The sequence below is a fragment of the Pseudarthrobacter sp. BIM B-2242 genome, assembly GCF_014764445.1.
Lineage (GTDB): Bacteria > Actinomycetota > Actinomycetes > Actinomycetales > Micrococcaceae > Arthrobacter > Arthrobacter luteus_A.
This window is the reverse complement of sequence record NZ_CP061721.1, coordinates 1,212,402-1,235,995: the sequence shown is the minus strand read 5'-3', so window position 1 is coordinate 1,235,995 and position 23,594 is coordinate 1,212,402. Positions and strand designations below refer to the sequence as shown.

The following is a 23,594-nucleotide window of genomic DNA, read 5'->3' as shown; positions in this document are numbered from 1 at the left end:
CACGGGGAAAAACGCAGTGAAATAGCCGGCGCATGACCCTGGGGACAGCTCCGGGCATCGTTGCGCCGCCACACTTCGCTCTGCAGGCAGGAGGCAGTGAAGCTCGTCCATTTCCTGCCGAGAGTGAAGTGAAATTATCCGAAGGCCTTCCCCGACCCCGGCTAATAGTTACCCACTGTAACCGTAGCGTTATAAAGCGGCCAAGAAACTTGCATACGAAGTATGGCCGGGAATGCCTTGGAGAGGGTCCGGGTCAGTCCCAGGATCCGTATGCCCGCACGGTATTTTCGGCGATTGTGGTGCAGAGCTCCGCGAGGTCCGTACCTGTCAATTCGGCCATGGCCCGGACGGTGTACGGGACCATGTAACTGGCGTTGGGACGGCCCCGGTGGGGATGGGGTGTCAGGAACGGAGCATCGGTTTCAACCAGCACAAGCGCCGGGTCAGCCACGGCGAGCGCAGCCCGGAGGTTCGCGGCGTTCTTGAAGGTCAGCGTTCCGGCGAACGACATGTTCCAGCCCGCCGTGTTGCAGATCCTGGCCAGCTCCCCGTCACCGGAGAAGCAGTGGAACACCACCCGCTCCGGAGCCCCCTCTTCGCGCAGGACCTGCACCACGTCGTCGTGCGCGTCCCGGTCGTGGATCTGGAGGGTGAGGTTCAGCCGTTTGGCAATCTCGATATGCCGGCGGAACGAATAGCGCTGGTGAGCAAGGCCCTCCCCCTCGGTGCGGAAGAAATCCAGGCCCGTTTCGCCGATGGCACGGATTCGCGGATGCGCGGCAAGCCGCTCAATCTCCGCCAGCGCCTCCTCCAGCTCTCCGCGTTGCGCGTACTCCGGGGCGTCGTTGGGGTGGAGCGCCACAGCCCCCAGGAGCCTGGTGTCCAGATCGACTGCCTGGACGGCGAAGCGGGAGGACTCGAGATCGGTACCCACCTGGACCGCCCCCTGCACGCCAACAGCCTGGGCGGCATCCAGCGCCTCGCCGATCGCTACCGGGCTATCGCCGTTGGGGAAATCGAAGTGTGTGTGGTTGTCCATCACGGGGACCGGCAGCGGTTCCGGTGCCGGCGGGTAATTCGGCCGCTTCTGCCGGCCGGAAGAAGCTTCGGCTTCCGCACCGGCAGCGCGGTAAGCGGCGGGAATCAGCGAATTGCACATCCTTCCAGCCTAGCGTCGCCGAATGCCCGCAGAATTACAGGAACTCTCTGTCAGCGCGGGCAGTTGTGTTAGTAGTCTGGTACGAACAGATGCGAACGCCCACCGCCGGGCGAAGGCAGGCCGGCTGTCCCGTCCCAGGTGATCCCCGGGCTGAAAGGTTGCAGATGGACCCCCACCGCCGCACCGCCGTCAACGAGGTGACCCCCGCCGGCCGGATCTTCACCGCCGTCTCGGAGCACGTGGGCCAGCTCAACGGACACCGGACAACCGCCATGGACGCGGCGTCATTCCACGCCGCCAGCCGCAGGATCCTGGACTCCATCAACACCGTCATCGACGGAAAATCCGACGCCGCCCGGCTGGCCCTGACGGTCTTGCTCGCGCAAGGTCACCTCCTGCTTGAAGACGTCCCCGGCGTCGGCAAGACGCTGCTGGCCAAGAGCCTCGCCCGGACCATTGACTGCACGGTCAGCCGGATCCAGTTCACCCCTGACCTGCTGCCCTCCGATGTCACAGGCGTCTCGATCTACAACCAGTCGACGCGCCTCTTCGAGTTCCGCCCGGGCGCCGTCTTCGCCAACATTGTCATCGGTGACGAGATCAACCGTGCCTCCGCCAAGACCCAGTCGGCGCTCCTGGAATGCATGGAGGAACACCAGGTCACGGTAGACGGAGATTCGTACAGGCTTGATGAGCCTTTTATGGTGGTGGCCACCCAGAACCCGATCGAGATGGAAGGGACGTACCCCCTGCCGGAGGCCCAGCGTGACCGCTTTATGGCCAGGATCTCCATGGGCTACCCGGACAAGGAATCCGAGATCGAAATGCTCGAGACCCACCAGGCAACCTCGCCGCTGGCCAGGGTATCTGCCGTGGTCACCGCGGCGGACGTCGCGGCCATGATCGCCACCGTGCAGCAGGTCTACGTTTCCCAGGCGGTGAAGGAATACACGGTCTCCGTGGGCCGGGCCACGCGCGAAAGTCCCCTGCTCCGGCTGGGCGCCAGTCCCCGCTCCATGCTTCAGCTGCTCCGGGCCGCCAAAGCGACGGCAGCCCTGGACGGCCGTGACTTCGTGCTGCCCGACGACGTGGTGGGTGTGGCGGAGTCCGTGCTGGCCCACCGCATCATCCTGGACCGCAAAGCTGCCGGCGCCGGGGAGACTCCGCACAGCGTCATCCGGGGAATCCTGTCCCGGCTCCCCGTGAACCAGGAGCCTGTCAACACTCCGGCCCGGTCTTCCGTCCCGCAGGCCGGGTTACGGCGGAACCACTAGGCGGGGCCGTTCCGTGGCGCTCCTTGACCGGGTTCCCCGGCACCTCTTCAGCCAGCGCGGCTGGGGGCTCCTGGCTGCGGGGGCGGTTTCCCTGCTGGCAGCGCAGATCATGGGACGCCGGGACCTCCTGAGCCTCAGTGTCCTGCTGATCGTCCTTCCCCTGGTTGCCCTGGCCGGGATCAGGCTCGTGAGGCCCCGCTTCCAGGTGTACCGCGAGTTCAACCCCACACCGGTGGAGACCTCCGCACCCACAACCGTCCGGCTGGCGGTTGCCCGAAGCGGCGCGGGCGGCGGACGGGCGATCATGGAGGAAAAGCTGCCGCCGAAGTTCGGGCAGTCCCCCGCCTTCCGTTTTCCGGCACGCTCGGCCACGGGCGGGACCAGCCGATACGAATACCACCTGCGTTCCAGCAGACGGGGGCAGTACCTGATCGGCCCGGTGACAGCAGAGTTCACTGATCCGTTCGGCCTGTCGCTGCACCGCCAGGCCATCGACGACGGCGACATCCTCACAGTCACTCCTGCCGCCGTCGACCTCCCGGTGACGGGGCTCGCCGGCGCCCGCGGCAACGATGGCATCACCGCCACTCGTATCCGGGCCAACCCCAGCGACGATGATGTGATGACCCGCGAATACCGGCCGGGAGACCCCATGCGGCGGGTCCACTGGGCGGCAACGGCCCGCCACGGTGAGCTGATGGTGCGGCAGGAAGAATCGGTCACGACGCCGGAAGCCACTGTCATCCTGGACCAGCGGTTCGTGGCCTTCCCGGCTAGCTCCGGCTCCGGTCACGGGGGGACGGCGGCCCGGGACAGCGACGACGTGGTCAGCAGTACGTTTGAGTGGGCTGTGGTGGCAGCGATCTCCGTCTGCACTCACCTCGCGGAACGGAACTATGCGCTGCGCCTCCTGGACCCCCGCGGCGAACCGGCCTTCCTCCGATCCCCCTCCGCACCGGAGCCGGAGACAGAGGAGTACACCGGGGCGTCAGGGCTGCAATCCATCGCCGAGAGCCTGGCCGCCATCCACCTGTCCGGCGCGCATCACGGCGTGCGGGAACGGCATGGGGCCAGGGAAGGGTCCGCCGCGCGGGAGCACGGCAGCCAGGACTCCGGTCCGGACGTTTTCGACGACTACCTGATGGACAAGCTCTCAGCCCATCGGATGCGCGGACCCATCATTGCCCTGCTCGGCAGGATTTCCACGGCCGAAGCCAAAGCTCTGGCTCCCGCCGCCGGGTACGGGGCAAACGCCTTCGCCATCATGGTGTGCGACAGGCCCGCAGATTCCGAAGAAGCGCTGGAGGCCCTCCGCCGGGGCGGCTGGCGGGCCGTTGCCGTGCAGGCTTCGGTGCCCGTTCCTGTGGCCTGGAGCCACTTTGACGAGGGCGGAGCTGCGCCGGCCACCGCTGCAGCCGACGTACGCCGCGGGGCGGGGGTGGGACGATGACGCTCGCCCCGGAACGCAGCACCCCCCGCGACCCGCGGCCCGCTTCAACCTCCCCGGGGGGCACCGGACAGGCTCCTGCACGGAACAGGGCGGGACCGTACCCGTGGGCCATGGCCGGGGCTGTCGCCCTGTCGGTGGCCGGGGCTGCGTTGTCCCTCAACGGCGTGCTGCGTGGCTGGGCCTGGTACCTGCCGGTCCTGACCACGGTAGTGGTGGTCTGCCTGACACTTGCGGCACTTCGTGCCCTCCGCGCCCAGCCCCTGCTGGTTGCTGCCGGCGGCTTCGCATCCCTGATCGCCATCCTCACCCTGACCTTCTTCCGGAGCACGGGCATCGCCGGGTTCATTCCCTCCGGCGCAACCATGGCTGAACTGGACAGGTTCCTCCGCAGGGCCAGTGAGACTGTACTGGCCGAGACGGCCCCGGTGGCCCCCAACGCCGGCATTGTTATGGTCACCTGCGCCGTCCTTGGCCTGACCGTCATCCTCATTGATGCCCTCGCCGTGCCGCTGGGGATGCCGGCCACAACCGGGCTGGGCCTGCTGGCCATCCTGGTGGTCCCGGCAATGGTGAAACCGCAAAGCGTAGGGGTGTGGGGCTTCAGCACCGCGGTAGCGGGATACTTGCTGATTCTGGCCTGCAGCCAATGGTTTGCCCCTGATGCCCGGACGTCCGCTGACAGCGGCCGGACGCCCGGCAACCTGCGCCGGGCCGTGTTGACCGGAACCGTTGCCCTGGTGGCCACCCTGGCAGTTCCGCTGGCCATCCCGGGCTTCGACCACGGAACGTTTCCCCAGGGCTCGCGGCTGAACCCGTGGGGCAACGCAACGGGCCTGAATCCCATGATCACGCTGGGAAACAGCCTCCGGGCGCCCGCCGGAACAGGTCGCATCACCTACGCCACCAACGCGTCCGCACCGGTCTATCTGCGGACCGTGACAGTGGACAATTTCGACGGCGAAACCTGGGGGCCCGATGACCGGGACGGCGAGCGCCGGCCGGTGGCGGGACAGATCCAGCCGGGCTACGAAATCACGGCGGACGAACAGGTGCGCCAAGTGACCGCGGTGGACACCGGCAGTTTCACCAGCCAGTACCTGCCGCTGCCCTATGCCCCGGAAACAATCCGCGGGCTCAACGGCTCCTGGACGTGGGACCCTGCAACGCTCGCGGTCAAGGGAGGAAACACCAGCTCCCGCGGCCAGCAGTACATTGTGGCATCCTCAGTGCCGAAGCTCACCGCCACCATGCTCCAGCAGTCGTCCCGGGAAGTGCGGGGAATTCCAGACGACTTCACCAGGATTCCCGGCGGCGTTCCGGACATCGTCCGCAGCACCGCTGATGCCGTGACTGCTTCCGGCGATAACGCCTACGCCAAGGCGATGGCCATCCAGAAGTACCTTCGTTCAGGGGAGTTCACCTACTCACTGCAGTCTCCGGTCCAGGGCGGCTATGACGGGAACGGGCTTTCGGTGCTGGCCGATTTCCTGAGCCAGAAGAGCGGCTACTGTATCCACTATTCCTCTGCCATGGCCGTCATGGCCAGGCTGGAGGGAATCCCCAGCCGCATCGCCGTGGGCTACGCGCCCGGCCGGTCCACCGGCGAGACGGTGTCCCTCGCTGGCCAGGGTGCGCTGCCCGAGTACGAGGTGGACGCCCGTGACGCGCACGCGTGGCCGGAACTCTACTTCCAGGGATTGGGCTGGGTGCCGTTCGAGCCCACGCCATCACGCGGCGTGGTCCCCGATTACGCCACCGAGCCGGTGAGCCCGGGCTCCCCCGACCTCATCGAAAACAACGACGACCTGCTGTCCGAATCCACGGCGCCCGTCCCGGCTCCGAGCGCCACACCGGCACCCCTTCCGGGTCCTGGTGGCGGCAACGACGCGGGGCAGCTTCTCCTGCCGTGGCTGGCGGGGACAGCACTCGTCCTGCTTGTCCTGCTCCTCGTCGCGTCGCCGCGGCTGGTCCGGACAGGGATCCGCGCCCGGCGGCTCCGTGGCGCGGATCCGGGCAGGGACGCTCCGGGCACAGATGCTTCGGTTCCACTCGCATGGGCTGAACTCCGCGATCTTGGCACCGACTACGGATTGCCGCCGGAGCCCAGCGAAACGCCGAGGGCGTACTCGGCGCGGCTCCGGAACTCGTCTGTGCTCGGCGGGACGGGCGGGCTGGACGACGCCGCACACCAGGCTGTCCGCTCGCTGACTTCCGACTTCGAACGCCGCCACTACGGCCCGCCCGCCGACCGTCCCGCCGCCAACCCCGCACCCGCTGGCCTCCCGGCAGGCCGCCCCGTGACCGGCGTGCGGAAGGCCGGGCCCGTTGCGCCCCGCATCGCTGCCGTGCAGCAGTCGCTGCAGGAGAATGCATCGCTTCCGGGGCGGTTGCGCGCCACCTGGCTCCCGGCGTCGGTCCTGGGCCGGTGGGCCGCGTTGCTGGCAGCGCCCTTCCAGGCAGCCGGCAGGCTCGCCCGCCGCACGGCAAAAGCCGCCGCGCGCTCCTGGTCGAGAGTGCGCGACGGCTTCGTGCGGCCCCGACGCGGCTAGCGGGCTGCTGCCGGGTCCGGTCAGCCTGCGTAGGGGTCCGCGATGCCGATGTACTGGGTGTAGAGGTACTCCTCGATCCCTTCAAGTCCGCCCTCGCGCCCCAGTCCGGACTGCTTGACGCCGCCGAAAGGTGCGGCGGCATTGGAAATGACGCCGGCATTCAGGCCCACCATGCCGGTCTCCAGTCGTTCGCCCATCCGGATGCCGCGGTTCAGGTCCCTGGTGAAGACGTAGGCCACAAGCCCGTATTCGGTGTTGTTGGCAAGGCGTACGGCTTCGTCCTCGGTGCCGAAGGTGATGATCGGCGCGACGGGGCCGAAGATTTCCTCGGACAGGATCCGGGTGCCTTCGGTGACGCCGGTGAGAATGGTGGGCTGGTAGAAGTAGCCGGGGCCCTCTGCTGCCGCACCACCCAGGACGGCCTTCGCGCCCGACGCCACGGCGTCGGTGACGAGTTCGTGGACCTTGTCCCGGCTCTTTGCATCGATCAGCGGGCCCACCTTGGATTCGGGCTCAGTGCCCCGGGCGGTGGTCATCTCCCGCATCTTCGCAGCGAACTTCTCTGCGAACTCATCCGCCACCGATTCATGCACGATGAACCGGTTGGCTGCGGTGCAGGCCTCGCCCATGTTCCGCAGCTTGGCCAGCATGGCCCCGGCGACGGCGGCGTCCAGGTCGGCGTCCTCGAACACCACGAACGGGGCGTTGCCGCCGAGTTCCATCGAGGTCCGCAGCACGGTTTCGGAGGCATCGGCGAGGAGGCGGCGGCCAACCTCGGTGGATCCGGTGAAGGACAGCTTGCGCAGGCGCTGGTCCTTGATCAGCGGGCCCGTGGTGGCACCGGCCGTGGACGTGGGAATGACGTTCAGGACACCGGCGGGCAGCCCTGCTTCCATCATGACCGCAGCGAAGAGCTGCGAGGTCAGCGGCGTCAGGTTCGCAGACTTCAGCACCATGGTGCAGCCCGCGGCGACAGCCGGAGCGATCTTGCGGGTGGCCATGGCCAGCGGGAAGTTCCAGGGTGTGATCAACAGGCACGGGCCCACCGGCTTCTTCGTCACCAGCAGCCGGGACTTCCCGTCAGGAGATACGGAATACCGGCCAAACGCGCGCACGGCCTCCTCGGAGAACCAGCGCAGGAACTCCGACCCGTAGGTGACCTCGCCCCGGGCCTCGGCGAGCGGCTTCCCCATCTCCAGCGTCATGAGCAGGGCAAAATCCTCGGCCCGCTCCGTCACCAGGTCAAAGGCCCGGCGCAGGATCTCACCGCGCTCCCGCGGCGGGACCTTGGCCCAGGACTCCTGGGCCGCCGCGGCAGCATCCAGGGCAGCAATGGCATCCTCCGGGCCGGCGTCGGCAATGCTCACCAGCACCTTTCCGGTGGCGGGATCCTCGACGTCGAACGTCTTTCCCGACGCGGCCGGCCGCCATTCGCCATTGATCAGCAAGCCTCTGGGGACCGAAGCCAGCAGCCCGCTCTCACGTTCCGCAGTAACAGTTGTGTGGGCAGTGACAGTCACAATGACTCCCTCGTCAGTAAAGTACGTTCCCAGGACCACGGGGCTGTAGCGGCCGTGCCCTGGCTGATTTCCTTCACAGTACTGCCGGGCCGAACCGACGGTCTACGCCCGGATGCACCACGCGTCCGAAGCCAGGTTGTGCAGTTGCACAGGCGTGGGCTGACCTGCCATCATGCCCTGCGGCGAAGCCTGGTCACTCCCTGTTCAACCCCGCGCCGCGCAAACATCAGCGCTGCCATCAGCGCGCTGCGAGCACCGCCGAATACAGCTCGCGCTTACTCACCCGGACGTCCTCCGCAACGGCAGCCACCGCTTCCTTGAGCCGGATCCCCTGGGCCATCAGTTCGTTCACGGCGGCAACGTGGTCTTCCGGGGCGCCCGGAGCCTTCTCGGGAGCACCGCCCACCACAACCGCTATCTCGCCGCGGACCTCGTTGTTTTCCGCCCAGAGCAGCAGCTCCCCCACCGTTCCGCGAATGACTTCCTCGTAGGTCTTGGTCAGTTCACGGCAGACAGCGATCCGCCGCTCCGCGCCGAAACGCTCGCGGAGCGCCCGCAGCATGGACTCCAGGCGGTGCGGGGCTTCAAAAAACACCATAGTGCGCCGCTCGGCGGAGAGGTCCGCCAGCCGGGACGCGCGTTCACCCGCCTTCCGGGGAAGGAAACCCTCAAAGCAGAAGCGGTCCGTAGGGAGGCCGGAGAGGGCCAAAGCGGTCAACACGGCCGAGGGCCCCGGCACCGCAGTCACTGTGAGTCCGGCTGTTACAGCACCCTCCACCAGCCGGAAGCCCGGGTCCGACACGGCGGGCATGCCTGCGTCGGTGACCATAACAAGGGTTTTGCCCGCACGGACCTGCTCCAGCAGCTCCGCTGTCTTCGTGGCTTCATTGTGCTCGTGGTAGCTGATAACCCTGCCTGCCACAGTGACGCCGAGACTTTGGACCAGGCGGTGCAGGCGCCTGGTGTCCTCGGCAGCGACGATGTCCGCCGTGCCGAGCAGTTCGATGAGGCGGGCCGACGCGTCTCCGGTGTTTCCGATGGGCGTGGCCGCCAGGACGATCCGGCCGGGCCCTGCTGCCACCGCACCTGATGCGGCCGTTCCTGCTGCGACGTCATCACCGGTCTCCGGCCCCGCCTCAGCCACAATCGAAGGTTCGGCAGGGCTGGAATCGGCAAAGGTGCTGGGGTTAGGGTCCACCCCACCAGCCTACTGCCGGCAGGTGGCGTAAGCGTCAAAAGGTAGCATGGGGCACGTGACGCAGACCTGGATGCGGCCTGCCGAGGCCAGAGAACATGTTCCCCCGACCGGCCGCCCCTGGATTGCCCGCCCGGCGGAGGCGTTCTCCGCGGCAGCCCTGCGCGAGCGGCTCATCGGCAACGTCCGCAGCTGGCGCCACTACCCGCCGTCGCTGCAGTTCTGGTTCTGGCTGGTTCCTGTTGTGACCTCCGTGATCGGCGGCATCCTGCGTTTCGTCCGTCTGGACAGCCCTCCCAGCCTGGTTTTCGACGAAACCTACTACGTCAAAGACGCCTATTCCTACCTGGTCAGCGGCTATGAGCGCCAGTGGCCGGACAAGGCCAACGATTCCTTCAATGCAGGCAACCCGGCCATCCTCCTGGACAGCCCGGAATACGTGGTTCATCCCCCGGTGGGCAAATGGATGATCGCGGGGGGCATGTGGCTATTCGGCTCGGATAATCCCTTCGGCTGGCGGTTCGGCGCGGCCCTGACGGGCACCCTGTCCATTCTGCTCCTGACGCTGATCGCCCTCAAGCTGTTCCGGTCCCTGCCCCTGGCGGCCGCAGCAGGCCTGCTGCTCGCCGTCGACGGCCATCATCTGGTGATGTCACGGACCTCGCTGCTGGACATCTTTTTGATGTTCTGGCTCCTGGCCGCCTTTGGCGCCCTGCTCCTGGACCGCGACGACGGGCGGCGGCGCCTCGCGGCGCGGCTCGCACGGCTGGCGGCGGCGTCGACGGCGGGACGTCCGTCCGGGCGCCAGCTGCTCGCGGGACCGTGGCTGGGGATCCGCTGGTGGCGCGTCACCGCCGGCGTATGCATGGGGCTGGCCGTGGGGACAAAGTGGTCCGGCCTGTTCTTCCTTGCCGTCTTCGGCCTCCTGACGGTCCTCTGGGACCTGCACGCGCGCCGGGTGGCGGGCATCCGGGGCTGGATCAGCGGCGGAATCATCAAGGACGGCCTGCCGGCCTTTGCCAGTATGGTTCCCGTCGCTGCCCTGGTTTACACCGCCACATGGACCGGCTGGTTCCGTTCCGGGGACGCCTACTTCCGCCGCTGGGCGCAGGACAACCCCTCCTCTACGTGGGGCTGGGTGCCTGACTCGCTCCGCTCGCTGGCGCACTACCATCTCGAGGCCTACAAGTTCCATCAGGGCCTGGGCTCGGAACACCCGTATGAGGCCAGTGCCTGGAGCTGGCTGGTGATGGGCCGGCCGACGTCGTTCTACTACCAGCAGCCGGGACCGGAAACCCTGGAGTGCGAGGCAGCCCGCTGCGCCTCGGCCATCCTCTCCGTGGGAAACCCCGTGATCTGGTGGAGTGCGGCAATCTCCCTGGTGGTCCTGCTCTTTTGGTGGGCCGGACGCCGTGACTGGCGCGCCGGGGCGATCCTGGCCGGTGTGGGGGCCGGGTACCTGCCGTGGTTCCTGTACCCGGAGCGCACCATGTTCTTCTTTTACGCCGTCTCTTTTGAGCCCTTCCTGATCCTCGCCCTGGTCTATTGCCTTGGCCTGGTCCTGGGCCGGGAAACCGAGCCGCTCTGGCGCCGGCGGTCGGGCCTTTACCTCGTTGCGCTTTTTGTAGCTGCGGCGGTCCTGCTGTCCGCATTTTTCTACCCGTTATGGACTGCGGAGACCATCCCGTACCAGGAATGGCGCATCAGGATGTGGATGCCGTCCTGGATCTAAGGCAGGATTGCATCAGACCTTTGAACGCCGCGGGAAGGCAGCGGAACGGAGACACCCCCGTGCGAGAAGCAAGCACTGAACTCCTGGTGGAGCTGGAGCCGGACAGCAATGTCACCGATCTCCTGCTCCAGCAGGAAGCCGCCAACACCGCCCACCCGCTCTACGCCCGCAAGGGTCCCAACGGCTGGACCGACGTTCCGGCGCACAAATTCCTCCAGGATGTCTGCGCCCTGGCCAAGGGGCTCATTGCCGGCGGCCTTGAGCCGGGAGACAGCGTGGCAGTGATGTCCGCTACGCGCTATGAGTGGACGCTGGTGGACTTCGCCGTCTGGTTCGCCGGCGGCGTGACAGTGCCGATCTATGAGACGTCGCCGCCCAGTCAGGTGGAGTGGATCCTGCACGACGCCGGTGCCCGGCATGTGTTCGCCGAGGACCGCGAGAAGGTGGCCATGATTGCCCGTGTAGTGGAAGGCTCGACGCTCCTGCGGGACCGGCTGGTCAGCGTAGTCAGGATGGATTACGACGGCGATGCCCCGGACCTCGCCAGCCTCTCCGCCGCCGGCACGGGCGTGACGGACGCCGAACTGGAACGCCACCGCTCGGCCGCCGGACTGGACGACGTCGCGTCCCTCGTCTACACCTCGGGTACCACCGGCCGCCCCAAGGGGTGCGAAATCACCCATGGCAATTTTGCTCTCGTGGCCGTCAACGTGGTGGCTTTCCTGCCGGAGATCCTGAAGCAACCCCATGCCCGCACCTTGATGTTCCTGCCACTGGCCCATGTGCTTGCCCGTGCAGTCCAGGTTTCGTGCCTCCATGCCGGCGCCACGCTCGGCCATGTCAACAGTTCCGCGGCGTTGCTGGAGGCTCTGGGCACGTTCAGACCGACCTTCCTCCTCGCGGTGCCCCGGATTTTCGAGAAGGTCCGGGCAGGCGCCGCGCACAAAGCTGCCGTGGCCGGTAAATCCAGGATTTTCGCTGCGGCAACCGCTGTCGCCATCCGCTATTCCACCGAACAGGACAGCGCCGCCCGCGGCCAAGGAAACGGGCCGGGCATCACGTCGCGGCTGAGGCATGCCCTCTTTGACCGGCTGGTGTACTCCAGAATCCGCCAGCTTTTCGGCGGCCGGGTGCAGCATATGGTTTGCGGGGCCAGCCCACTGGCACCCGACGACGCGCACTTCTTCCGTGGTGCCGGCATACCGGTCCTTGAGGGTTACGGCCTCACCGAGACCACCGCACCCTGCACAGCCAACACTCTAACCCGCACCCGGGTGGGAAGCGTGGGCATCCCCCTGCCGGGAACCACCATCCGGGTGGCGGAGGACGGCGAGGTGCTGGTGAAAGGCATCGGCGTGTTCAAGGGATACCACGCCAACGACGCCGCCAACGCGGAAGCCTTCGTGGACGGGTTTTTCCGCACCGGGGATCTAGGCGAACTGGACCCGGAAGGCTTCCTGACCATCACCGGCCGCAAGAAGGACCTGATCGTCACCGCCGGGGGGAAGAACGTGGCGCCGGGTCCGCTTGAGGAGAAAATCCGAGCCCACCAACTGGTTGACCATGCGGTCGTGGTGGGCGACGGGAAGCCGTTTGTTGCCGCCCTCATCAGCCTGGATCCTGCCGGACTCGAAAACTGGTGCCAGGAAAACAAGATGCCGCTCCTGTCCCTGCCCGAAGCCGCCCGGGATCCCCGCGTTCGGCAGTCCATTCAAACGGCCGTGGACCAGGCGAATACGCTGGTTTCCCATGCTGAGGCCGTCCGGAAATTCACTGTCCTGGCCGCAGCACTGACGGAAGAATCAGGCCACCTGACGCCCTCCCTCAAACTCAAGAGGGCCGCCGTCGTCAATGATTTTGAAGCGGAGATCGCCGGGCTGTACGGCAGCTAGGCGGGAACGCCGGGGGCATCCTTCTCAACCTTGGCGAGCCCGCGGCGGCGGCGTGTGGGCCAGGTGAGGATCAGGGTCACCAGTGAGGCCAGAAGCACCAGCCCGGCGATCACGATCCCGGCATCAATCCAGAACTGACCGGGGAAGAGCCGGATCAGGGTGTCTTCCAAGGCGAAGGTCCACGAACCGCTTGCAAAGAAGAGGCGGTGGAATTCGGTGAAGAACTGCTGCCAGCCCAGCACAGCCAGAGCCGCGAGAGCCAGGATGATGGCCAGGGAAATGATGGATCCGGCGAACAGGCCCCGGCGCACGCCACCCGTGCTCTTGCGGCGCAGGTAGGCGATGGCCACGATACTGAGCACTATCAGGAGCGCCCCCGCCCCGAAGGCGGAAAGGATAACGAGCTTCACGTCCGCCATGTGGCTGACTTCGCCGTCCTTGAACAGGCTGTCACCGCTTCGGTTGACGAGGTCACCGAGATACCGCGGGCCCGCCCAGTTGCTGAGGTAGTCCACGGTGTAGGAGCCGTACGTCATACGGTCCTCGGTGCTGAAGCCGTACCCGTCACCGGGAAAACCAGGCCTGTTGTATTCGACCCAGAGGAACAGCGGGCTAGTCACGGCGCGCACGGCGAGCACCAGGAGAATGACGGGGTAGAAAAGCGCCAGGAGGACTTGCCAGATACGCGGCGCAACAGGTTTGGCGTTGGCGGCACTCTCGCGCTCGGCATTGCGGCGCTCCACTTCGTCCTGCGGCGGGCGGACCTGAAGCGCGGACGTCGGGAGCGGTTCATGGAAGGGAGCTGCCTCGTGCCGGGCTGCGCCGGTGAGGGGAGCTTCCTTCCCGGTCCTGGCCCCTGAAGACCCGACGGCGGCGCGCTGGGTTTCAGCAGAATCGGATCCAGACCGTTCGGCTCCTCCGCGGCGCCCGGCAACGGCGCGTTCCACGGCGGTGGGTTCGGCGGTAGAACGTTGAGCGGTGGAACGTTCGTGGCTGGCGCTGTCGGGGCTGGAAGATGCAGGGCTGGATGCCTCAGCGTTGGCAGGCTCCGCAGCGGAAGTCTCCGCCCCGGAAGGTTCGGCGGCGGCCTCCGCGGCCTTCCGGTCCGCGCGACTTTCGGGTTGACCCGTCATCCAGGAAAAAGCGGGTTCGTCCGAGTCGGATGAGGTGTCGAGGACCGGATCCGGCTGCGGCTCCGAGCGTTTGGCAGGGGTCGGCGAATTGTCGTTCACAGCAGCGTCACTTCCGTTGAGGTCCGCGTTGCCGGCTCTGGTCCGGGCAGCGCGATGTGTCTGGTCTTGAGCCTACCGGCCTAGTTGTCATACTCGGCCCAAGGGATGTTCCAGTCCCCGTAGCCGTCGTCGACGGCCGCGTAGTCGCCCTCTGTGTTGATGATTTGAACGACGTCGCCGGTGGTCATGTTGTCAAAGACCCAGGCGGCGCCGTCGGGAGCGAAGCCAATACAGCCGTGGGAGACGTTCGTGTTTCCGATGAACGGGTAGGCGGACTCGAGTGCCTGGTGGATGTAGGCGCCGCTGAGTGTCAGGCGGATGGCGTACTCCACGTCCACGTTGCCGTAGTAGGCGGGGTCGCCGGGCTTGAGCCCGATGCTGGCGGCCCGGAAGTGGTCGTAGCGGTTCTTTTCCATCAGCACCGCGTAGCCCCGGGCCGACGGGAAGCGTTTGTCCCCCATGCTGACCGGGAGGGTTTTGACTACCTGGTCATTGACGCTGAGGGTAAACGTGTGCGCGGCGGCATCGGCGATGGCCACCTTCTTGTCGCCGAAACGGATGTTCGCCTTCTTGTTGAAGTTGGCGATCTGGCCGTTGCCGAGGTCCACGCCGAAGAGCTTCATGTCCATGGTGACGGTGGAGTTGGCAGCCCAGAAGGCTTCGGGACGGTAGCGGACCATGGTGTCGCTGAACCAGTGGAAGGCCCCCGCCTGGCCGGCACTGGAGGTAATGGTGATGGCCTTCTCCACCGCCTCCCGGTTGAGCACGGGCTCACTGAAGACAACCTGCAGGGGCTGCCCCACACCTACCTTCATACCGTCCAGAGGATAGATGGCGGCATCGGCTTCATGCGTGCTGGACACGGTATTGAACGACTGCGTGGCCGTTGTTTCGCGTCCCGCGCTGTCCGTGACCACATAGGTGTAGCTGTACTCTGTGTTGAACTTCAGCGGGGCCGTGGCAGTCCAGCTGCTGCCATCAGCCGCGAACGCGCCCTCGACCGCCTCACCGGAGGTGCTGGTGAGGGTGACGCTCTCAATCCTGCCATTACCCACTGTGACTGAAACCGGGGTTGCAGGGTTCACCTGTTTGGCGGCGTCCGCGGGGGTGATGTCCACTTTCACGGGAGCCACCACCGGCGAGGCCAGGCCCGGAGCCGAGCGGACGGCGGATGCTGCTTCCGACTCCAGCGCCCCGCGCGCGAAGCCGGGCGCAACCGCCGCAAAAACACCGCCTGCAGCAGCAAAGGCGCAGACGGCTGCCACAACGAGAATCTTCTTGGCGGTCGACATACGGCGTGGCTTTACTTCAGGCTCCATAGTCCGATCTTAATGGTTGAAGGTAACAACCCCGGGCGCGGTCCGCGCCCGGGGAGTCACACCTCAGTAACGATAATGCTCGGGCTTGTACGGGCCTGCGACGTCGAGGTCCAGGTACTCGGCCTGTTCCTTGGACAATTCCGTCAGCTCGACATCCAGTGCGCCCAGGTGCAGCCTGGCCACCTTTTCGTCGAGGATCTTGGGCAGGACATAGACCTGGTTGTTGTATTCGCGGTCGCCTTCGGGCTGGTCCCGCTTGGTCCACAGTTCGATCTGCGCGATGGTCTGGTTCGCGAAGGAGTTGCTCATGACGAAGGAAGGGTGGCCGGTGGCGTTGCCCAGGTTCAACAGGCGCCCCTCGGACAGGACGATGATGGACTTCTCGGCGTCCGTGCCCTGGTCAAACACCCACTCGTGCACCTGGGGTTTGATTTCCACCTTCTTGACTCCGGGGATGCGGGCCAGGCCGGCCATGTCGATTTCGTTGTCGAAGTGGCCGATGTTGCCCACGATGGCCTTGTCACGCATGCCGGCCATGTGCTCGGCCATGATGACGTCCTTGTTCCCGGTGGTGGTGATGAAGATGTGGCCTTCACCCAGCACGGACTCCAGCCTGGCAACCTGGTAGCCGTCCATCGCTGCCTGCAGTGCGCAAATGGGGTCGATTTCGGTGACAATCACACGGGAGCCCTGGCCGCGGAAGGCTTCTGCAGCACCCTTCCCGACGTCGCCGTAACCGCAGACAACCGCCACCTTGCCGCCCATCAGGACGTCTGTGGCCCGGTTTATGCCGTCCGGCAGGGAATGGCGGATACCGTACTTATTGTCGAATTTGCTCTTGGTGACCGAGTCGTTGACGTTGATGGCCGGGAACAGCAGTTTGCCCTGCTCAGCCAGCTGGTAGAGGCGGTGCACACCGGTGGTGGTTTCCTCGGTGACGCCGCGCAGGTGGGAACCGATGCGGGTCCACCGCTGCGGGTCCTCCTGCAGGGACGCACGAAGAACGTCCAGGAAGATCCTGCCTTCTTCGGATTCGTCCTCGGCTGCTGCCGGCACAGAACCGGCTGCCTCGAAGTCAACACCCTTGTGAACCAGCATGGTGGCGTCGCCGCCGTCATCCAGGATCAGGTTCGGGCCCAGCTCCGGAGCAGCATCCGCGCCGGGCCAGGTGAGGATCTGCTGGGCCGTCCACCAGTACTCTTCGAGGGTTTCGCCCTTCCAGGCAAACACCGGCACGCCCTGCGGGTCCTCAACTGTACCGTTGCCCACCACCACGGCGGCGGCGGCTTCGTCCTGGGTGGAGAAGATGTTGCAGGAGGCCCAGCGGACCTCGGCGCCGAGCGCGGTGAGGGTCTCGATCAGGACGGCGGTCTGCACCGTCATGTGGAGGGAACCGGCGATCCGCGCACCCTTCAGCGGCTGGCTGGCGCCAAACTCCTTGCGGAGGGACATCAACCCGGGCATCTCGTGTTCGGCAAGGCGGATCTGGTGGCGGCCGGCTTCGGCCAGCGAAATGTCGGCAACCTTGTAGTCAAATGTCATGGGATTCCTTTGCTCTGTCCGATGTCGGCAACGACGCTAAAGCGTCTGCGTAGAAGTTATGTGGTGAATGGCAACTGCGCTGGCAAGCTCCCGGTGAGGTCCGGCCGCTAACGGCAGGGGCCTGGCGGAATTGCCTAGGCTGCACCGGCCGGGCGCGTGCCGTCGGCAGGCGGAGCCACCGAATCGTGCTGGTCGGAGCCGGCTGCGTTGGCGGCCTGCAGAAGTTCCGGGGGCAGCAGCAGCGGGATCCCGTCCTGGATCGGGTAGCGGAGCTTCACGCCGGAATCTCCTGCCGCCGTCGATACAAGCTCGTCGCCTTCCTGGACCAGCGGCGAGCCGGTCACGGGACAGCGCAGGACGGACAACAGGTCAGGGTCGAGCTTTGCCATGGTTGATGCTCCCGGAAGGGCGCGTATTCGCGCCGGTGGCTGACTGATTAGCAGGTTCCAGCCTACCGCCAGATGAGTATCCCGACGGTTCGGGGACGCAGGCGGCCGGGCGTACGGCAGTCAGCAACGGCCCCGGTCAGGAAGGTTCGCGCAGGACACGGAGGTGACCGCGGCGGGTGCCTTCCGCCGGGGCAGGCGCCTCCAGCGCCGAATGGGAAGCCCGCTGGGCCTGCGTTGTCTGCAGCTTAGGGGGCAACGCCGCCGCTTCCCGGACCGCGTTGGCAAGTGCCAGGAGGTCGTCGGGGCCAGGCTGTTGCGGGTTGGCGGGCATGGCCAGGCGAAGTACTTCCCAGCCACGTGGAACCGTCAGCGAGCCGGCATGCTGCTCGCACAAATCGTAACAATGCGGCTCAGCGTAGGTGGCAAGCGGACCCAGGACTGCGGTGGAGTCGGCATAGACGTACGTCAAAGTAGCTACCGCTGACTGACGGCAGGCTGATCTTGAACACTCACGGATAGCTCCCACGACATCACAGACTACTCCGTCGCACGGACTTTTCCGGGTATTTGCGGCCGCTGCCGCCGCGTCCTGATGCGTTTCACCGGGTGGTGTCGCGTAAATCTGCGGCCGGGTTTACAGTCAATGTATGCAGTCATCGAACCATGATTCCGCTTTTACGGTCCGTTTGGCTGACCCGGACGCCCGCATCGGCGAAACGGGACCGGCTTCACCGGGCCGAAGCTTCGCGACGCGCCGCAGGAACCGCCACGGCCGCGGCCTCCGGGGTGAGCTGGTGCTGCCCACACACCCCGGGTACCGGACACGATCCGACCGCTTTGATGACATGGTGCTTGACTCGGCGCAGCGGCTGCACGACATCTGGGGCAAGACGCTGGACGGCGTACGCTTCGCCGTCGACGAGATACCGCCGGAGCTCGAGCAGTTGGTGGCCAATTCCGCACCACCTCCCATGGGCTCCTACACTCCCGCCACGGAGGAGGAAGGCCCGGTCATCACGCTGTACCGCCGGGTGGTGGAGCAGGGCTGCGGTAGCCGGGAGGAGCTGCAGGACCTCGTTCACGATGTTGTTGTGGAACACACCGCCGAAATGCTCGGTGTGGCACCGGAAACGCTCGATCCGGTCTACCGCCGCAGGTACTGAACCCGGCAACTGAGGCCCGGCTATTTGCACCTGGCCGGACCCGCCGCGCACTCTCAGTAGCGCAGGGTGACGGCTACCTTTTCCTGTCCTGACGCTGCCGGCATAAAGGCCAACGTTGAAATATCCTCGCGGCCTTCCTGCTGCAGGAGCAACGCGCCGTAGGCAGCGTCCCCTGATGCTGCGACGACGTACGCCACGACTTCTGAACCATCCACCTGTTCGGGAAGTTTGATCGACGTGGTGGTGCCGCCCGCGACATCGGCCGTTGCCGCCGGCCGGATCCTGCCGTCCGCTGTGACGGGGCTGTAGGAGATCGTTGCCCGGTTCTCCAATACGCCGAAGACCAGGGTCCTGTCTCCCCCCTTCGGCACCGGGACGACGTGCTGGCTCCCCAGCCTGGTACCGGAAGCCGCCCACGCAACATCGGAGGCCTTGTCGCTGCTGACCCCGCGGGTGACCCGTGCCGAGGCCACAAATGACACGTCCGAACTGGTGGACACGGTGTAGTGGCCGGCCGGGACACCGGCCAGCGAAATCTCTGTGACCGCGGCGGCCTTGGCAGTCACAACACCGCCGCCGGGCAGGGCCTTTTGCCCATCCCGGCCGAAGAGCTTGACTTCCACTACTGCGTCCGACGGACCGGGGACGGTGATGGCCAATGCCGGTCCGGCGTCGTCGAAGCCGCCGGTGCCGGTCACGGCAGCGATTCCGCCGGCGTCCTGGATGTCGATTCCGGTCAGGACCTGCCTCGCGGCAGGAGCAGCTCCAGGCCCAATGAAGTCCACACCGCCGGGCGTCAGCCCACGGAGCACACTTTGCTGAATGGCGGCGGCCACGGGACCGCCGGCGCTGCGGACGTGCACGCTCAGCTGCGCCTCCCCCGGCGCCAGGCCGGCAAGGACAACGGAGCGGGTCGTCCCCGGCGCGACGAGGAGGCCCCGGCTGCCGGGAGCCTGGATCTGCCCCTTATTCCCAAAGAGCTCCAGGCTGACCGTGGCCGGCGTACTGGAGGCATTGCTCAGGACCAGGACGGAGCTGCGGCCCACCGTGGTGCTGGCACCGCTGAGCCACAGGTCGTTGGCAGGCGGCTGGCAGTTGGCTGCCGCGGAACCCTGGAGGTCACCGTCGGTGGCCGTGTATTTCACAACACCGGCCGCGGAGGGCTGCTGGCCTTCCAGGGCCTCGGCGCCCAGGACGGTGGCGCCGTCCACATTGTGCCCGTTGAGCACACCGGCCTTTACATCCTGGGGGCCGGATTCCTGGCCGGGTTGGCCGCCACCCTTGGCGATTTCGACGGCGGGCGTACCGTTGAGCGCGGACAGCGCGCTTCCCGGAAGGACACCGCCGGGGGCGCTGAGGACGGCGCCGGTGACGACGCTCCTGGCCGTCGCTGATTCCGGACTGAACTGCGGGTCCGTACCCGCTTCCGTCCCTTCGAGCAGGCGGGCCGGTCCCGGACATACCCCCACGCTGGCGCCCGCCGGAACGGAGGCCAGGACAGCAGGAATGCTGCGGCTGCCGGCCGGTTGGGGGGCAAAGGACGCAGCCGCGACGATGCCTCCTGCCGCCGCAACAATGGCCACCGCAGAAACCAGGCCGGCCAGCAGTTCCCTGGCAGGGGTCTTGCGGCCGGCAGGCGGCGCGGCTATCGCAGCTGTCGTCTTGGCTGGCGTGTCCGCTTCCGCACCGGAGCCGGGTGCAGTGCGCGGATCCGCCCCAGGACGCGTATCCGCGGCGGGTTTTGTGGCTGCCGGAGCGCCCGTGCGTGCCAAAGGCATTTCCGGGCCGGCGGCAGGCGTTTCTGACCCGGCCGGTCCGGGCTGGGCAGCGTCCTTATGCATTCTGGTGTTCCTTACGCAATGATCCCTCGTCCCGGGACAGTCCCGTGTTGGGCCGGCGCGCGGGGATGGGAATGGCGAGCATCAGCGTGAGTCCGAACACCGTTGCCTGCGCGATGCCGGCCCACAGTGCCCACGGGGCGTCGTAGCGGATGGTCAACTGGCCCGCCGACGCGGGCAACGTAAAGGCCTGGGCCGAGCCCGAGGTCGTGGCGGTGAGCTTCCGGCCGTCATACCAGGCGCTCCATCCCGGATCCGGCCGCTCCGCGAGCACCACAAGCCGGCCCTCCGGCCCTTCCGCAATGGTGGTGTCGACGTCGTCGTACTTGGAGGCCACGAGCGCCACCGTGGCGCCGGCCGGGTCCACAATCCGCACCCGGTGGGCAACATCAGCAGGCTGGAGCGCAGGCTGGTTCAGCGGCGTGATCCGCCACAGCCAGCCAACATCCGTCTGGCCGACGGCAACGAGGCCCGGCACGGCGTCCATCCGGCTGGCAGTGATCTGGGCGGCGGTATCTGCCGAGCGGAGCACCACAAATCCGGCACCCAGGCGTTCGAGCAGCGGCCGCGGGTCCACGCCCTGCCCGGCCACAAGAGTGGCCACAACGCTGCGGATGGAGGCGGTGACATCGTCATCGTCCCGGACTGTCTCCTGGCCTGGTGCGCCCATGATGTTCCGGGCGGCGGCAATGGTGGAAAGGCTGTCCAGGGTTGTTCCGGCACCGCGCATCAGGGCTGCGTCAAAGGTGCCGTTCTCCTTGGTACTGATCAGCAGCGTCCGTGACTGTTCAGGCCCGGTGCCGCGGTCGATCGCCGTTGCCGGAAGCGTGCGGGCGTTGCCGGCCTCCACGAGCCGGGGGGTGCCGAGCGGCGGGCCGGCCGAACCGTCGGCCGGTTGCGCCGCAGCGGCCGGCCGGAGGACGTTCTGCGCCGACCAGGCCGCCATGCCGGCCAAGGGGCCTGCCAGCAGCAACACCATGCCCAGGGCTACCGCGGACCGCAGCATCACATTTTGCCGGACGCGCGACGACATGGAACGGTCCGCGGCATCAAGCAGCCGCTCGGCGCCGATCAGCGCCGCTGCCAGGAGTGCGAACCCTGCGGCCGAGACAGCCGGACCGGTGAACGGTGTGACCAGGGCGTCTCCAAGGACGCCGGTGGCGACGTGCCCGGCCAGCCAGCCCCCAACCAGGACCACCAGCGCCGCCACCCACAGCGCACGCGCAGTCCGGCTGCGTTTGCCTGGCAGGAAAAGTGCCGCCACGGCAAGCGCCAGGACCGGAACCGCAACCAGAAGCGCCAGAACGAGTGCCCATGGGATGACCCCACCGCTAAAGAAGGGAAGCCCGGACAGGCCACCCCCGGGTGCGAACAGCAGGGGCTGGCCCAGGATTTGCTGCCACAGGGGGGCCGCTTCGAATGCCAGCGGCACGCCGGGATCGGCGAGGAGCGCCCGCGGCCTGTCGATGACGGAAAGTCCAAAGGGAAGGAAGAGGGCCACACTGGGCAGCAGGGCCCACCAGACTGTGCGTCCGCGGCGTCCCAGCATCAGGCCGCAGAGCACGATAAGCACCACGGCGGGGATCAGCAGCGAGGGTGCAGCTGCGGCAACAACAGCCAGGGCCAGGCCCGCCGCGGCAGCAGCGGTCCAGGACGGTGTTCCGTTGACGCCCGGATGCGTCGGCGGCTTCTCGGTAAACCGTCGCTCACCCGGGGCCGGAAGGATAAACCGCCCGTGGCCAACGGCGGATCCCGCGGCGCGCAGGAGGGCCAGGACCAGCAACGGGATCATGATGTGGGCCACCAGTGCACCGGCACGGCCCTGATTGAGGGCCACCTGCAACGCCGGAGCGGCAGCCCAGAACAGTGCGGCAGCAAAGCGGAAGCGGCGCCTGGTGGTCACACCGCCGGCGGCAAACCAGGCTGTCAGGCCGGACAGTGGCGCGGCGAGCAGGAGCAGCCAGGACATGGCCGCGTTGGCATCTCCGCCGCCCGACACGCCAAGGATCCACAGCACGTAACCGAACGGGTCTCCCTTGCCGGGAAGCCCCGCACCCAGGCTGATCCACCAGCTGGATGCATGGTGCCAGATTTCGCCCAGGGTGGCGGACACAGGTATCAGGCCGCCGCCGGAGACGGCCTCGGCACGGAACAACCCGCTGAGGGCGGTCACGGAAGCTGCGGCCGCGATGAAGATGGCGGCGAGTGCACCAGCGCCCACCCAACCGCGTTCGGTGGTGGTCAGTGCTGCGAAGTCATCGGTGGAGTCGCCGGTGGGCTGGTCCGCGAGGGGGTCGTGCAGCAGGCCGTCGGCTGTGGACCTGTCTGCACCGAGGGCCTCCATCAGGGAACGCCGGTGGTTCCAGACGTCACGCCGGGGCGTCTGCAGCTTCTTGATGACCGAACGCCTGATCCGGCGGGTACTGGCTGCCGTCCGCCGGGATTTTGCCACAGCGGCCGGCCGGCCCAGTGCAGCGATCGTCGCTACGAGCTGGGAGAATCCGTGTCCCGGGTCCTTGACCGCGATGCTCAGGACGAGCTTGAAGATACTGCCCAGCAGGGCGCCCACAGCATGGATGGGAACCTTCCAGAGCGGTGCGTGCTTGAGCCGAAGGTGGACCTGCGCCTTGCGGGCGGCCGAGGGGTTGCCTTGGGCATGGGGGCGGTGGGCCACATGGAACATCCGCGCAGTGGGAACAACCACTACGCGGTGCCCGGCGAGGCGGTTGCGCCAGCAAAAGTCGACGTCATCACCCGTGCCGGGAAGTGCGGGGTCGAACCCTTGAAGGTGTTCCCAGATATCGCGCCGGACCAGCATGCCCGCTGAGTTCACTGCGAAAGTGTCCGTACGGCCGTTGTACTGGCCCTGGTCGAGCTCGTCGGCGTCAATCATGGTGAGGCGCTCGGCCCACCGGCTGGTGGACAGCCCGACGTCGATCAGTCGGCGTCCGGAGTGCCAGTCCAATTGCTTGCAGCCGGCGACCGTCACCGATGGTGCGCGTTCCACGGCACCGAGGAGTTCAGCCAGCGCCTCCGGGGCGGGGGCTGCGTCATCGTGAAGCAGCCAGATCCACTCCGCTGCGCGGCTGGACTGGCCTTCCCAGGGCGACCGTGCACTGAGTCCGGCGCGTACGGCACCCCCCATGCCGCTCCTGCCGTGGGGAAAGCTGAGGACGTTCCCGGCTCCCAGGGCCCGCTCCAGCAGGGCCAAGGAGTCGTCACGCGAGCCTGTGTCCACCCCTATAACTGAATCGACGGGCCTGGTCTGGTCCGCCAGGGCGGCCAGGGTTCTGGGTAGATAGTCACTGCCGTTGTGGGACACCACAACGGCAGTGACATG

16 protein-coding genes are annotated in these 23,594 nt (G+C 67.0%); 6 read left to right on the top strand and 10 right to left on the bottom strand.

The annotated features are described in order from the left end of the window. Window positions 1-253 precede the first annotated feature (253 nt). Window positions 254-1,159 (bottom strand): TatD family hydrolase, encoded by a 906-nt coding sequence (locus tag IDT60_RS05785; RefSeq protein ID WP_191081230.1) that lies wholly within the window; start codon window positions 1,157-1,159, stop codon window positions 254-256. Window positions 1,160-1,323: 164 nt separating this feature from the next. On the opposite strand from IDT60_RS05785, the gene IDT60_RS05780 reads away from it, so the two are divergent. Genes IDT60_RS05780 through IDT60_RS05770 form a run of 3 tightly spaced genes read left to right on the top strand, consistent with a single transcriptional unit; the run spans window position 1,324 to window position 6,432 of the window. Continuing rightward, window positions 1,324-2,433 (top strand): MoxR family ATPase, encoded by a 1,110-nt coding sequence (locus tag IDT60_RS05780; RefSeq protein WP_191081229.1) that lies wholly within the window; start codon window positions 1,324-1,326, stop codon window positions 2,431-2,433. A 13-nt stretch (window positions 2,434-2,446) separates the two neighbouring features. Beyond that, window positions 2,447-3,883 carry a DUF58 domain-containing protein gene (locus IDT60_RS05775; protein ID WP_191081228.1) on the top strand — a complete coding sequence of 479 codons (1,437 nt, stop codon included), beginning with the start codon at window positions 2,447-2,449 and terminating at the stop codon, window positions 3,881-3,883. Continuing rightward, window positions 3,880-6,432 carry a DUF3488 and transglutaminase-like domain-containing protein gene (locus IDT60_RS05770; RefSeq protein ID WP_191081227.1) on the top strand — a complete coding sequence of 851 codons (2,553 nt, stop codon included), beginning with the start codon at window positions 3,880-3,882 and terminating at the stop codon, window positions 6,430-6,432. Before IDT60_RS05775 ends, IDT60_RS05770 begins: the two co-directional genes overlap by 4 nt. A gap of 20 nt (window positions 6,433-6,452) precedes the next feature. Here the strand turns inward: IDT60_RS05770 and IDT60_RS05765 are convergent, their stop codons facing one another. Both IDT60_RS05765 and rsmI read right to left on the bottom strand, forming a co-directional pair. After that, on the bottom strand, window positions 6,453-7,952 hold the full coding sequence (locus IDT60_RS05765) for an NAD-dependent succinate-semialdehyde dehydrogenase (RefSeq protein ID WP_191081226.1): 1,500 nt from the start codon (window positions 7,950-7,952) through the stop codon (window positions 6,453-6,455). A gap of 238 nt (window positions 7,953-8,190) precedes the next feature. Beyond that, window positions 8,191-9,150: a 16S rRNA (cytidine(1402)-2'-O)-methyltransferase gene (gene rsmI, locus IDT60_RS05760; protein WP_370590724.1), complete on the bottom strand. Its 960-nt coding sequence runs from the start codon at window positions 9,148-9,150 to the stop codon at window positions 8,191-8,193. 46 nt (window positions 9,151-9,196) lie between these two features. Between rsmI and IDT60_RS05755 the strand changes: the two genes are divergently transcribed. Further along, on the top strand, window positions 9,197-10,879 hold the full coding sequence (locus IDT60_RS05755) for a dolichyl-phosphate-mannose--protein mannosyltransferase (RefSeq protein WP_191081225.1): 1,683 nt from the start codon (window positions 9,197-9,199) through the stop codon (window positions 10,877-10,879). A 59-nt stretch (window positions 10,880-10,938) separates the two neighbouring features. Then, window positions 10,939-12,771 carry a long-chain fatty acid--CoA ligase gene (locus tag IDT60_RS05750; RefSeq protein ID WP_191081224.1) on the top strand — a complete coding sequence of 611 codons (1,833 nt, stop codon included), beginning with the start codon at window positions 10,939-10,941 and terminating at the stop codon, window positions 12,769-12,771. On the opposite strand, the gene IDT60_RS05745 is transcribed toward IDT60_RS05750, so the two are convergent. From IDT60_RS05745 to IDT60_RS05725, 5 genes are all read right to left on the bottom strand, one after another. Continuing rightward, complete coding sequence (locus IDT60_RS05745) at window positions 12,768-14,003, bottom strand: TIGR01906 family membrane protein (protein WP_191081223.1); 1,236 nt, start codon at window positions 14,001-14,003, stop codon at window positions 12,768-12,770. The genes IDT60_RS05750 and IDT60_RS05745 overlap by 4 nt on opposite strands. Before the next feature lie 80 nt (window positions 14,004-14,083). Further along, window positions 14,084-15,322, bottom strand: coding sequence for an Ig-like domain-containing protein (locus IDT60_RS05740; RefSeq protein ID WP_191081222.1), 1,239 nt, complete (start codon window positions 15,320-15,322; stop codon window positions 14,084-14,086). Window positions 15,323-15,385: 63 nt separating this feature from the next. After that, window positions 15,386-16,864: an adenosylhomocysteinase gene (gene ahcY, locus IDT60_RS05735; RefSeq protein ID WP_191081221.1), complete on the bottom strand. Its 1,479-nt coding sequence runs from the start codon at window positions 16,862-16,864 to the stop codon at window positions 15,386-15,388. 134 nt (window positions 16,865-16,998) lie between these two features. Beyond that, entirely contained in the window at window positions 16,999-17,253 is a 255-nt protein-coding gene (locus IDT60_RS05730; RefSeq protein WP_164201448.1) for a Trm112 family protein, read from the bottom strand. Window positions 17,254-17,389: 136 nt separating this feature from the next. Continuing rightward, the gene (locus IDT60_RS05725) at window positions 17,390-17,779 is read right to left on the bottom strand and encodes a DUF3499 domain-containing protein (RefSeq protein WP_191081220.1); all 390 of its coding nucleotides are present in this window, start codon (window positions 17,777-17,779) and stop codon (window positions 17,390-17,392) included. A gap of 121 nt (window positions 17,780-17,900) precedes the next feature. Here IDT60_RS05725 and IDT60_RS05720 point away from each other — a divergent pair, with 121 nt between their 5' ends. Then, window positions 17,901-18,416 carry a metallopeptidase family protein gene (locus tag IDT60_RS05720; RefSeq protein WP_191081219.1) on the top strand — a complete coding sequence of 172 codons (516 nt, stop codon included), beginning with the start codon at window positions 17,901-17,903 and terminating at the stop codon, window positions 18,414-18,416. Window positions 18,417-18,469: 53 nt separating this feature from the next. On the opposite strand, the gene IDT60_RS05715 is transcribed toward IDT60_RS05720, so the two are convergent. Continuing rightward, window positions 18,470-20,194: a DUF5719 family protein gene (locus IDT60_RS05715; RefSeq protein WP_370590736.1), complete on the bottom strand. Its 1,725-nt coding sequence runs from the start codon at window positions 20,192-20,194 to the stop codon at window positions 18,470-18,472. A 55-nt stretch (window positions 20,195-20,249) separates the two neighbouring features. Further along, the gene (locus IDT60_RS05710; protein ID WP_191081218.1) at window positions 20,250-23,579 is read right to left on the bottom strand and encodes a glycosyltransferase family 2 protein; all 3,330 of its coding nucleotides are present in this window, start codon (window positions 23,577-23,579) and stop codon (window positions 20,250-20,252) included. Window positions 23,580-23,594: the final 15 nt, after the last annotated feature.

What these genes read in the sequence shown, in the direction of transcription:
- ahcY (WP_191081221.1), bottom strand. Translation starts at nt 16,864, where the DNA reads ATGACATTTGACTACAAGGTTGCCGACATTTCGCTGGCCGAAGCCGGC.
- IDT60_RS05755 (WP_191081225.1), top strand. Translation starts at nt 9,197, where the DNA reads ATGGGGCACGTGACGCAGACCTGGATGCGGCCTGCCGAGGCCAGAGAA.
- IDT60_RS05770 (WP_191081227.1), top strand. Translation starts at nt 3,880, where the DNA reads ATGACGCTCGCCCCGGAACGCAGCACCCCCCGCGACCCGCGGCCCGCT.
- IDT60_RS05730 (WP_164201448.1), bottom strand. Translation starts at nt 17,253, where the DNA reads ATGGCAAAGCTCGACCCTGACCTGTTGTCCGTCCTGCGCTGTCCCGTG.
- IDT60_RS05785 (WP_191081230.1), bottom strand. Translation starts at nt 1,159, where the DNA reads ATGTGCAATTCGCTGATTCCCGCCGCTTACCGCGCTGCCGGTGCGGAA.
- IDT60_RS05715 (WP_370590736.1), bottom strand. Translation starts at nt 20,194, where the DNA reads ATGCCTTTGGCACGCACGGGCGCTCCGGCAGCCACAAAACCCGCCGCG.
- IDT60_RS05740 (WP_191081222.1), bottom strand. Translation starts at nt 15,322, where the DNA reads ATGGAGCCTGAAGTAAAGCCACGCCGTATGTCGACCGCCAAGAAGATT.
- IDT60_RS05780 (WP_191081229.1), top strand. Translation starts at nt 1,324, where the DNA reads ATGGACCCCCACCGCCGCACCGCCGTCAACGAGGTGACCCCCGCCGGC.
- IDT60_RS05720 (WP_191081219.1), top strand. Translation starts at nt 17,901, where the DNA reads ATGCAGTCATCGAACCATGATTCCGCTTTTACGGTCCGTTTGGCTGAC.